Annotated in this window: 4 protein-coding genes and 1 pseudogene; 3 read left to right on the top strand and 2 right to left on the bottom strand. The window is 72.0% G+C overall.

The genetic code is table 11. The annotated features are described in order from the left end of the window. Window positions 1-4,519: pseudogene (locus ACWDSL_RS48275) on the bottom strand (type I polyketide synthase); the annotation flags it as partial. Between the two features lie 356 nt (window positions 4,520-4,875). Between ACWDSL_RS48275 and ACWDSL_RS48270 the strand changes: the two are divergent. The 3 genes from ACWDSL_RS48270 to ACWDSL_RS48260 all read left to right on the top strand — a co-directional run bounded on the left by ACWDSL_RS48270 (window position 4,876) and on the right by ACWDSL_RS48260 (window position 7,708). Beyond that, the gene (locus ACWDSL_RS48270) at window positions 4,876-6,237 is read left to right on the top strand and encodes a glycosyltransferase (protein ID WP_450495468.1); all 1,362 of its coding nucleotides are present in this window, start codon (window positions 4,876-4,878) and stop codon (window positions 6,235-6,237) included. A gap of 83 nt (window positions 6,238-6,320) precedes the next feature. Then, the gene (locus ACWDSL_RS48265; protein WP_450495466.1) at window positions 6,321-7,496 is read left to right on the top strand and encodes a cytochrome P450; all 1,176 of its coding nucleotides are present in this window, start codon (window positions 6,321-6,323) and stop codon (window positions 7,494-7,496) included. A gap of 20 nt (window positions 7,497-7,516) precedes the next feature. Then, on the top strand, window positions 7,517-7,708 hold the full coding sequence (locus tag ACWDSL_RS48260) for a ferredoxin (protein ID WP_089510635.1): 192 nt from the start codon (window positions 7,517-7,519) through the stop codon (window positions 7,706-7,708). 284 nt (window positions 7,709-7,992) lie between these two features. Here ACWDSL_RS48260 and ACWDSL_RS48255 read toward each other — a convergent pair. Further along, a partial coding sequence (locus tag ACWDSL_RS48255; protein ID WP_450495464.1) for an SDR family NAD(P)-dependent oxidoreductase occupies window positions 7,993-11,467 on the bottom strand: 3,475 nt, incomplete at its 5' end.

The raw sequence follows: 11,467 nt of genomic DNA, 5'->3' as shown, positions 1-11,467 counted from the left end.
GCGAGTCGAAGCCCAGATCCTTGAACGCCCGGTCGCGCTCGATCGCCGCCACGCCGGAGTACCTGAGCACCGCGGCGACCTCGCCACGGACCAGGTCCAGTACGGCTGCGGGGCGATCCGCCGCGGCCAGCCCGGACAGCCGCTCCACGAGGGCGGACGCGGCCTGTGCGGTCTCCCGGCTGCCGGCGGTTCCCGCCTCGGCGAGCTCGCGATAGCCGGGCAGGTCGGACAGGACCGGGCTTGGACGTACTCCGGCGAACACGCGCAGAAACTCGGGCCGCTGGATGTCGGCGATGACGACCACCGCTTCCTGTCCGACAACGGCCCGGCTCAATGCGGAGATCGCCATCTCGGGTTCCAGGGCCGAAGTGCCGGTACGCCGCGTAAGGGCGTCGCCCCGGCCGTCGCCCGCCATGCCGCCACCGGCCCAGGCGCCCCAGGCCACCGAGGTGGCGGGCAGGCCCTGGGCGCGGCGCCGTTCCGCCAGCGCGTCCAGTACCGCGTTCGCGGCGGCGTAGTTCCCCTGTCCCGGGTTGCCCAGCGCGCCCGCAGCCGACGAGAACAGTGCGAACACCGCGAGGTCCACGTCCCGGGTCAGCCCGTCCAGGACGAGGGCGGACCGCACCTTGGACCGGAACACCGCCTCGAACCGCTCCGGCGTCAGCCCTTCCAACACCCCGTCGTCCAGCACACCCGCCGCATGCACCACACCTGTCAGCGGGCAGTCGTCGGGAACGGCGGCCAGCACGGCCGCCACCTCGTCCCGGTCGGAGACATCGCACGCCACCACCGAGACCCGCGCGCCCAGGGCCACCAGCTCGGACCGCAACTCGTCGGCGCCCGGGGCCTTTTCACCGCTACGACTGGCCAGCACCAGGTGTTCGGCGCCACTGCGCGCCAGCCAGCGGGCGACATGGCCGCCCAGCACCCCCGTACCGCCGGTCACCAACACCGTGCCCGACGGCTCCCAGGCCCCCTCCCCGGTCCCGGTCGGCGCCGCGACAAGTCGGCGGCCGAACACTCCGGACCTCCGGACCGCGATCTGGTCCTCGCCCTCGAACCCGGCCAGCATCGCGGCGAACCGCGATGCCACCCGCCCGTCCATGGCCTCCGGCAGATCGACCAGGCCGCCCCAGCGCTGTGGGTACTCCAGCGCCGCAACGCGACCAAGGCCCCACACCGCGGCCTGGACCGCATTCGTCACCCGCTCCGAACGCCCCACCGACACCGCGCCCCGGGTGACCGCCCACACCGGCGCGTCAACACCCGCGTCGCCCAGCGCCTGCAGCAGCGACGTCGTCAGCGCGACGCCCGCGGGTACGGCCGGACGCTCCGCCGCCGCCGACTCCAGCAGCGCCAGCAGCGACACCACGCCCGCAGGCGCCCCGGCGTCCGCCACGACCTCACGCAACCGCGCCGCCAGGGCCGTACGGTCCGTGTCACCGACCTCCAGCGGCACCACCCCGGCCCCCAGCGCGGCGACCACCGAGCACACCCACGGGTCCTCCGCCAGCCCCTCCGGCACCACGGCCAGCCAGGTGCCCGACACCACGCCTTCGGGCACACCGGTCAACGGCTTCCAGGTGACGCGGTGTCGCCACCCGTCCACGACCGACCGCTCCCGCCGCTGCCGGCGCCACGACGACAACGCCGGTACCAGGGATTCCAACGCCGCGCCGTCGACATCCAGGTCGGCCGCCAACGCGCCGAGGTCTTCCCGCTCCACCGCGGCCCAGAACTCCGCGTCCACCGGATCTACCGCACCGCCCGGTGCGGCCGCGGCGGCCTCGGGCCAGTACCGCTGGTGCTGAAACGCGTAGGTCGGCAGATCCACGCGCCGCGCCCCGGACCCGGCGAAGAACGCCGCCCAGTCCAGACGAGCCCCGGCGATGTGCAGCCGGGCCACCGCCTCGGTCAGAGCCTCCTCTTCGGTCCGGTCCTTGCGGAGCGCGGGGACGAGGGCCGGGGCGGTGGGTCGGCCACCCAGTGTCTCCTGGACCATGGCGGACAGCACGCTGTCGGGGCCGACCTCGAGGAAGGCGGACGCACCGGCCGCGATCATCACCGTCACCGCGTCGGCGAACCGCACCGGCTCCCGGACGTGCCGCACCCAGTACTCGGGGGAACACACCAGCTCGGCCGTGGCCGGCTCACCAGTCAGGTTCGATACGAACGGGATCTGCGGCGCCTCGTACGAGATCCCACGCGCGGCCTCGTCGTACTCGGCCAGCATCGGGTCCATCAACGGCGAATGGAACGCATGCGACACCCGCAGGCGGCGGGTCTTGCGGCCCTGCTCCTCGAACCGCGCCGCGATCTCCAGCACCGCGGCCTCGTCCCCGGCGATCACCACCGAGCGCGGTCCGTTGAGCGCGGCGATCGACACCCGCTCGCCCAGATACGGAACGACCTCGTCCTCGGCGGCCTGGAGGGACACCATCGCCCCACCGGACGGCAACTCCTGCATCAGCCGGGCCCGTGCCGCCACCAGGGCACACGCGTCCGCCAGCGAGAACACCCCGGCCACATGCGCCGCCGCGATCTCACCGATCGAATGCCCCGCCAGAGTGTCCGGCCGGACACCCCACGACTCGACCAGCCGGAACAGTGCCACCTCGATGGCGAACAGCGCGGGCTGCGTCCACCCCGTCTCGTCCAGCAGCGCCGCCTCCGGCGACCCGGGCTCGGCGAACACCACCTCCCGCAACGGGCGCGCCAACCGCTCGTCCAGGTGCTCGCACACCGCGTCGAACGCCTCGGCGAACGCCGGGAAGCGTGCGTACAACTCCCGCCCCATGCCCGGCCGTTGGGCACCCTGGCCGGAGAACAGCACCCCGAGCCCACCGTCCGGCCGGGCCACCCCCTGGAGCGCACCCGCCGTGGTCCGCCCGGCGAGCCAGGAGCTCAGCGACGTACGGAGGCCCGCAGCGTCCTCGGCCAGCACCGCCAGCCGGTGTTCGAAGCCCGACCGGGTGGTGGCCAGCGACAGCGCCACGTCCAGTGCGTCCGTCCGCGGCGCGCTGGACGTGGCGCCGTCGAGGAAGGACACGAGGCGGGCCGCCTGGGCGCGCAGCGCGGGTTCGGTTCTGCCGGACAGCACCCACGGCACCACGGCGGAGCGCCCGGCGGATGCGATCTCGGACTCGGACTCGGCCGGTGGGGCCTGCTCCAGGATGGTGTGCGCGTTGGTGCCGCTGACCCCGAACGAGGAGATCCCGGCGCGGCGCGGGCGCTCACCGTCCGGCCAGGCCACCGCCTCGGTCAGCAACCCGACCGCGCCCGCCGACCAGTCCACATGCGAAGAGGGGGCCGCCACATGCAAGGTGGCCGGGAGCACCCCGTGCCGCATCGCCATGACCATCTTGATGACACCGGCCACGCCCGCCGCCGCCTGCGTATGCCCGATGTTCGACTTCACCGACCCCAGCCACAGCGGCTGTTCGCGCTCCTGGCCGTACGTGGCCAGCAGCGCCTGTGCCTCGATGGGATCGCCCAGCTTCGTGCCCGTGCCGTGTGCCTCCACCGCGTCCACATCCGCGGTGGACAGCCCCGCGTTCTCCAGCGCCTGCCGGATCACCCGCTGCTGCGACGGACCGTTCGGCGCGGTGAAGCCGTTGGACGCGCCGTCCTGGTTGATCGCCGAGCCCCGTACCAGGGCGAGCACCTGATGTCCGTTGCGGCGCGCGTCCGTCAGCCGCTCCACCACCAGTACGCCGACACCCTCGGCCCAGCCCGTACCGTCCGCCGCCTCGGCGAACGACTTGCACCGGCCGTCGGCGGCCAGCCCGCCCTGGCGGCTGAACTCGATGAACGAGCCCGGAGTGGACATCACGGTCACACCGCCGACCAGCGCCAGCGAGCACTCCCCCGACCGCAGCGCCTGGGTGGCGAGGTGCAGGGCCACCAGCGAGGAGGAGCAGGCGGTGTCCACCGTGACAGCGGGGCCTTCGAGGCCGAGCGTGTAGGAGAGCCGTCCGGAGGCGGCACCGGCGCCCATGCCGGTGCCGACGTTGCCTTCCAGGTCGGTCAGGGAGTTCACGGTCAGATACGAGTAATCCTGGCCGCTCATGCCGACGAAAACCCCGGTACGGGAGCCCTTCAGCCGTATCGGATCGATCCCGGCCCGCTCCACCGCCTCCCAGGAGGTTTCCAGCAGCAGCCGCTGCTGCGGATCCATGGACAGCGCCTCGCGTGGCGAGATCCCGAAGAAACCGGGGTCGAAGTCGGCGACACCGTCGAGGAAACCGCCCTCCAGGGTGGCGCTGGCGCCCGGACGGCCGTCACCCGCGTCCAGCGCGTCCAGGTCCCAGCCGCGGTCGACGGGGAAACCGGAGATCGCCTCGCGGCCGTCGGCGACCAGTTCCCACAGCTCCTCCGGGGAACCCACCCCGCCCGGGAACCGGCAGCTCATTGCCACGATCGCGATCGGCTCCGTTGCCGCGGCAACGAGAGTCTGGTTCTGCCGACGCAGCCGCTCGGTCTCCTTCATGGAGGCTCGGAGCGCTTCGACGACCTTGTCGCTGGGCGTAGCCATGATCAACTCCGTAGTTCGGCATGGATCCGTGGACATCGCTCACGGGCGCAGCGCCGCGTGCGCGGTTTCCCAGTGCGCGCCGTCGAACCAATCGGCGTCCCTGGTTTCGAAGTGAAAGCGACGAGCCACTGGCAATCCCCTAGTCATTGCCGCAGCGCGCGTCAGACAGCAGCTCAGCGCCCCGGTGTCGGCCAACTACTGGGGATTTCTTTGGCCGTGTGCCGGTAGCAAAGAAGTCTGGCTGCCGATCGAGTACCGATCGCCTTGTTCGCGCGCTGCAACGCGCGAGCGCGCTCGGCATGCCTCCCGTCATCCAGCCCGCACCCGCGGAGGTGTTGATCGTGACCTCGTCCCGACGGCCGATCCTGTTTGTGAGTTCACCGGAGAGCGGGTTGTTCAACTCGCTGTTCACCATCGCCACCGAGTTGTCGCGGCGGGGGGTGCCGGATCTGTGGTTCGCCACCGACGAGAAGCGGCGTGCGGACATCGAGGGCATCAACGAGGACAGCCCGGTGCGCTTTGCCTCCCTGGGCGAGGTGGTGCCCGAGTTCTCCTCCCCCACCTGGGACGACGAGACGTATCGGCGTGTCACTCAGCCGTCGCGGTGGAAGGCCCACCGCGCGCTCGTGGAACACACCTTCAAACCGCAGCTGCGGGTCCCCAAGTACCGCGCTCTGGACGCGGTGGTGGATGAGGTCGAGCCCGCGCTGATGATCATCGACAGCGTGTCGTTCTTCGGTGTCGAGGTGGCCATCACCAGGAAGATCCCGTTCATGCTGAGCGTCCCCTTCCTGCCCAGCAACCTCTTCATGACCAGCCTGCGCTCCAACTTCCCCTCGGCACACTCCGGTCTGTCGCTCCACATGTCCTTCGCACAGCGGATGGCCAATCGCTGGTTCAAGATCCGCAAGGTGGCGATGTTCTTCAAGCCGAGCATGCTCAAGACGCTCGGCGCCTTCAACCAGGTGCGCAAGGACCTCGGCATCGCCCCCGAGGCGGCCAAGATGACCGCGCGGACCGACCTGGCCGAACAGATCCTGTGCTTCTCGGTCACCGGCCTGGAGTATCCGTTCCCGTTCTCCGACAACATGCGCCTGCTGGGCGCGATCGTGCCGCCACTGCCCGAGGCGCCGGACGACGGCGGGCTGTCCCGGTGGCTCGACGCCCGGGACTCGGTGGTCTACATGGGCTTCGGTACCGTCACCCGGCTGACCGCCGACCAGGTGCGCTCCCTGGTGGAGGTGGTCCGCCGGCTCGATGGGCGCCACGATGTGCTGTGGAAACTGCCCAAGGACCAGCAGCAGTTTCTGCCGCCGGACGGCGAGCTACCGGGCAATCTGCGGATCGAGAGCTGGGTGCCGTCCCAGCTCGATGTGCTGGCCCACCCGAACGTCAAGGTGTTCTTCACCCACGGCGGGGGCAACGGCTTCCACGAGGGCATCTACTTCGGCAAGCCGCTGGTGGTCCGGCCGCTGTGGATCGACTGCTACGACCAGGCCGTACGCGGCGCGGACAGCGGGGTCAGCCTGACGCTGGACCGGCCGCAGACCTTCGACGTCGACGATGTGGTCGACAAGCTGACGCGGGTGCTGAACGAGGCCTCGTTCCACGAGCGGGCCCGCCACTTTGCCCAGGTGCAGCGGGAGGCGGGCGGTTTGAACACCGCGGCCGATCTGATCCTCGGTTCCCCCGCGCTGAAGTAGCCATGCGTTGAAGTGACGACGCGCCGAAGTGACAACCGGCCGACACTCCTTGTCCGAACACCACCTACGTGGGAAGCGTGAAGATGGCAACCGCTGACGCAATTCCGATCGAGTTCCCGAGGCGGCAGCCAGGCCGTCTCTCCCCACCGGCGGAGTACGCCGGGCTGCGCTCGCAGGAGGGGCTGGTCAAGTCCTCACTGCCCAACGGCAGCACGGTGTGGCTCGTCACCCGCCACGAAGACGTACGGAATGTACTCACCGATCCCCGGATCAGCTCCAACCCGCTGCACGAGGGCTTTCCCAGCATGGGAAAGAACGGCACGGTGCCGCCGCCCGACCAGGTGCCCGGCTGGTTCGTCGCGTACGACCCGCCGGAGCACGGCCGGTTCCGCAAGGCGCTCATCCCGGAGTTCACGGTGCGGCGCATCAAGGAGATGCAGCCGGCCATCCAGCGCATCGTGGACAAGCTCATCGACGCCCTGCTCGAGGGCGGAAACTCCGCGGATCTGGTGGCCCAGTTCGCGCTGCCCGTGCCGTCGCTGGTCATCTGTGAGCTGCTGGGGGTGCCGTACTCCGACCATGAGTACTTCGAGTCCCGCACTCGCGTCCTGGTCACGTTCACCTCGACCGACGAGCAGCGGGAGAGCGCGGCCAAGGAGCTCATCACCTATCTGACCAAGCTGATCTCCATCAAGCACAAGTTCCCGGGCAACGATCTGATCAGCGGATTGCTGAAGAACGAGACGCTGACCGCCCAGGAGGTCTCCGGCATCGCGCTGCTGCTGCTGATCGCCGGCCATGAGACCACGGCCAACAACATCGCCCTCGGTGTGGTCATGCTGCTGCTGAACCGGGAGTGGATCGGGGATCCGCGCGCGGTCGAGGAGGCGCTGCGCTATCTGTCGGTCGCCGACCGGGTGGCGTTGCGGGTGGCGGTCGAGGACGTCGAGATCGGCGGTCAGCTGATCAAGGCCGGGGAGGGCATCGTGCCCCTGGGCGCGGCGGCCAACCATGACGAGAACGCCTTCGAGCGGGCCGACCAGTTCGATCCGGGCCGAACCGCCCGCCACCATGTGGCGTTCGGCTACGGCGTGCATCAGTGTCTCGGCCAGCACCTGGTCAGGTCCGAGATGGGGATCGCCTACCGGACGCTGTTCGAGCGGATTCCGACCCTGCGGCTCGCGGTGCCGCCCGAGGAACTGCCGTTCAAGGACGAAGGGATCCTGTTCGGCCTGCATGAACTGCCGGTCACCTGGTAGTTCCGACGGAGGTGAATACGTTGCGAATCAACGCGGACGCCGACCGCTGTGTCGGGGCGGGCCAGTGTGTGCTCGCCGCGCCGGACCTGTTCGACCAGGACGACGACGGCACCGTCACGGTGCTCGCGGAGCCCGGCGCGGCCACGAAGGACGCGGCCCGGGAGGCCGTCCACCTCTGCCCGTCCGGGGCCATCACCTTGGAGGAGGGGTGATGGCCCCGTTGGCTTCCTGGGTGTCTCGCCACGGCTCCTGACCTGAACGGCTTCTGACCTGAACGGCTTCTGACCGGACCTCGCGGCCCGGATGACGCGCTCCAGCCCCGCTGGCAGCCGTCGTCCGGGCCGCTTGCCATGTCCCGGGCCGCCGGTGGCCGTGGCGTGTCAGGGGACGCCGACGGACGGGGCGTGTCCGGGGGACGCCCGGCGGCACCGGCGGCATACGAGAGGCCCCCGGGCCCGTCCGCTCGACGGGCCCGGGGGCCGCCCCCGGCTTGCGGTCAGTGCTCGTTGCCGTCGAGCGCGGCCCTGACCAGGTCGTCCAGGTCCATCGCATCGATCGAGTCCCCCGGCGCCTGCTCCGCCGTCGCCGCCGGATGGCCGGCCAGTTGGAGCAGCGGCTCGAGCAGCCCGACCTCCCGCAGCCGGGCGAGGGGTACGGAGGTCAGCAGCGCCCGGATCTCGTTCTCCCGCTCGTCGGCGGGCGAACCACCGGCCGTTTCGGGTACGAGCTCCCGCAGCACATGCTCGGCGAGGGCGGCGGGCGTGGGGTGGTCGAAGACGAGCGTGGCGGGCAGGCTCAGCCCGGTGGTCGCGGTGAGCTGGTTGCGCAGCTCGATCGCGGCCAGCGAGTCGAAGCCGAGGTCCTTGAACGCCCGGTCGGCGCCGATGGCCTCGGGCCCCGCATACCCAAGCACCCCGGCGACCTGGGCGCGGACCAGGTCCAGCACCACCCGGGGCCGCTCCGCCGCCGCCCGCCCGAGCACCCGCTCCCGCAGCTCGGCCGCGGCCGACGCCTGGTCGCGCGGGGAGACGGTGGCGCCCGCGGTGAGCTCGGCGTACCGGGGCAGCTCCCGCAGCAGCGGGCTGGGCCGCAGGGTGGTGAAGGCGTGGATGAACCGGGCCTGGTCGATATCGGCGACCACGGAGGTGGGTTCAGTGGAGCCCACCGCGCTGCGCATGGCCGACAGCGCCGCCTCCGGGGCCATCGCGGCCACCCCGGTGCGGTGCGACGTCTCCTCGGCACGCGCGCTCGCCGCCATTCCGCCACCGGCCCAGGCGCCCCAGGCCACCGAGGTGGCGGGCAGGCCCTGGTCCCGGCGGCGCTCGGCCAGCGCGTCCAGCACCGCGTTCGCGGCGGCGTAGTTGGCCTGGCCGGCGTTGCCCACTGCGCCGGACGCGGAGGAGAACAGCACGAAGGCCGTCAGGTCCAGGTCCCGCGTCAGCTCGTCCAGGACGGTCGCCGACTCCACCTTGGACCGGAACACCGTCTCGAACCGCTGGGGCGACAGACCGTCGAGGACCCCGTCGTCCAGCACCCCCGCCGCGTGCACCACGGCGGTCAGCGGGCAGTCGCCGGGGATGTCCGCCAGTAGGTCCGCCACCTGTCGGCGGTCGGCCACGTCGCAGGCCACGATGGACACCCGAACTCCCGTCCCGGCCAGCTCGGCCCGCAGCTCCTCGGCCCCTTCGGCCTCGGGGCCGCTGCGGCTTGCCAGCAGGATGTGCTCCGCGCCGGCACTGGCCAGCCACCGGGCGACATGGCCGCCCAGTGTCCCGGTGCCGCCGGTGACCAGCACCGTGCCCGAGGGCCGCCAGCCGTCCTTGGGCGAGGCGCCGACCGGCCGTCGCAGTCGGCGGCCGAACACGCCCGACGCGCGCACCGCGACCTGGTCCTCGGCCGGCTCCGTGCCGCCGGTCTTGCCCAGCACCGCGGCGAACCGGGCGGCGATCCGCCCGTCAAGCTCCTCGGGCAGATCGACCAACCCGCCCCAGCGCTGCGGGTGTTCGAGCGCGGCCACCCGGCCGAGCCCCCACACCGCGGCCTGCCGCGGGTCGGCCACCCGCTCCGTACGGCCGACCGACACCGCGCCCCGGGTGACACACCACAGCGGGGCCCCGACCTCGGCGTCGCCCAGGGCCTGCACCAGCACGGCGGTCAGGGCGAGTCCCGGCGGGACGACCTGCCCCGTGGAGTCGGCCACGGCCAGCAGCGACACCACGCCGACGGGCCGGGGCCCCTCGGCCAGCTGTGCCCGCAACCGCTCGGCCAGCGCAGCGCGGTCCGGTCCGGTGACCTCCAGCCGTACCGTCTCGGTGCCCAGCGCCTCGACCACCGCGTTCACCCAGGGGTCCTCGACGTGTCCGGCCGGGACCACGGCGAGCCAGGTCCCCGAGGGGGCGGCCAGGGCCGGGTCGGTGAGCGGCTTCCAGCCGATCCGGTAGCGCCAGCTGTCGACCACCGACTGCTCGTGGCGTCGGCGGCGCCAGGACGAGAGCGCGGGCAGGACCATCGTCAACGCCCCGTCGTCGACGTCGAGCGTCGTCGCAAGCGAGGCGATGTCCGCCTGGTCGGCCCGTTCCACGGTGGCCCAGAAGTCCGCGTCCGCCGTATCGGGGGCCGTGGCCTCCTGATCAGCCGCCTCCTCGGGCCAGAAGCGCTGGTGCTGGAAGGGGTAGGTCGGCAGGTCGACCGGTCGGGCGCCGGAGGAGGCGAAGAAGCCCGCCCAGTCGACGCCCACGCCGTGGGTGTGCAGCCGGGCCACGGCCGCCACCAGGGCGGTCTCCTCGCCACGCGTCCTGCGCAGCGCGGGGACGAGCAGGGCGCCGGCCGACCGTTCGCCGAGGGTTTCCTGCGCCATGGCGGTCAGTACGGCGTCGGGCCCCACCTCCAGGAAGGTGGTGACGCCCTCGGCGGCGAGCCGGCTGACGCCGTCGGCGAACCGCACCGTACGGCGGATGTGCTCCACCCAGTACTCCGGCGCGCACACCCGCTCGGCCGACACCACGTCGCCCGTCAGATTGGACACCAGCGCGATCCGTGGCGCCTCGAACGACAGACCTCGTACGACCCGCCCGAACTCCGCCAGCATCGGCTCCATCAGCGCGGAGTGGAACGCATGGCTGACCGTCAGCCGCCTGGTCTTGCGGCCCTGCTCCTCGAACCTGGCCGCCACATCCAGTACCGCGGCCTCGTCGCCCGCCACGACCACCGACCGCGGTCCGTTCACGGCCGCGACCGAGACCCGCTCGCCCAGCTGGGGAGCCACCTCTTCCTCGGTGGCCTGCAACGCCACCATCGCTCCCCCGGGCGGCAGCTCCTGCATCAGCCGGCCGCGCGCGGCCACCAGGGCACACGCGTCCGGCAGCGAGAACACTCCCGCCACGTGGGCGGCCGCGATCTCGCCGATCGAATGCCCCGCCAGATAGTCCGGGACGATCCCCCAGGACTCCAGCAGCCGGAACAGCGCCACCTCCACCGCGAACAGCGCGGGCTGGGTCCACCGTGTCTCGTCCAGCGCCTCCGCCTCGGCCGAACCGGGCTCCGCGAACACCACCTCGGACAGCGGCCGTTCCAGGTGGGCGTCCAAATGCGCGCACACCGCGTCGAACGCGTCGGCGAACACCGGGAAGGTCTCGTACAGCTCCCGGCCCATCCCGGCCCGCTGACTGCCCTGGCCCGAGAAGAGGAACGCGGTCCGGCCACCGGCCGCGGTGTGCTCGATCACCCGTGGGGACGGGCGTCCGTCCGCCACCGCCGCCAGGCCCTCGATCAACTCGTCGCGGTCGGCGCTCAGCACCGCGGCCCGCTCCTCGAAGGCCGACCGGGTGGCGGCCAGCGAGAACGCCAGGTCGGCGAGGCCGAGATCCGGGTCCGCGGTGACATGGTGGAGCATCAGCCGAGCCTGGTCGCGCAGCGCCTGGGGGGTACGGGCCGACAGGGCGACGGGCCACGCCGCGCCGTCACGCCGCGGC

This window comes from Streptomyces sp. NPDC000941 (assembly GCF_053599555.1).
The sequence above is the reverse complement of the archived record's forward strand: the minus strand, read 5'-3'. Positions and strand labels throughout refer to the sequence as shown.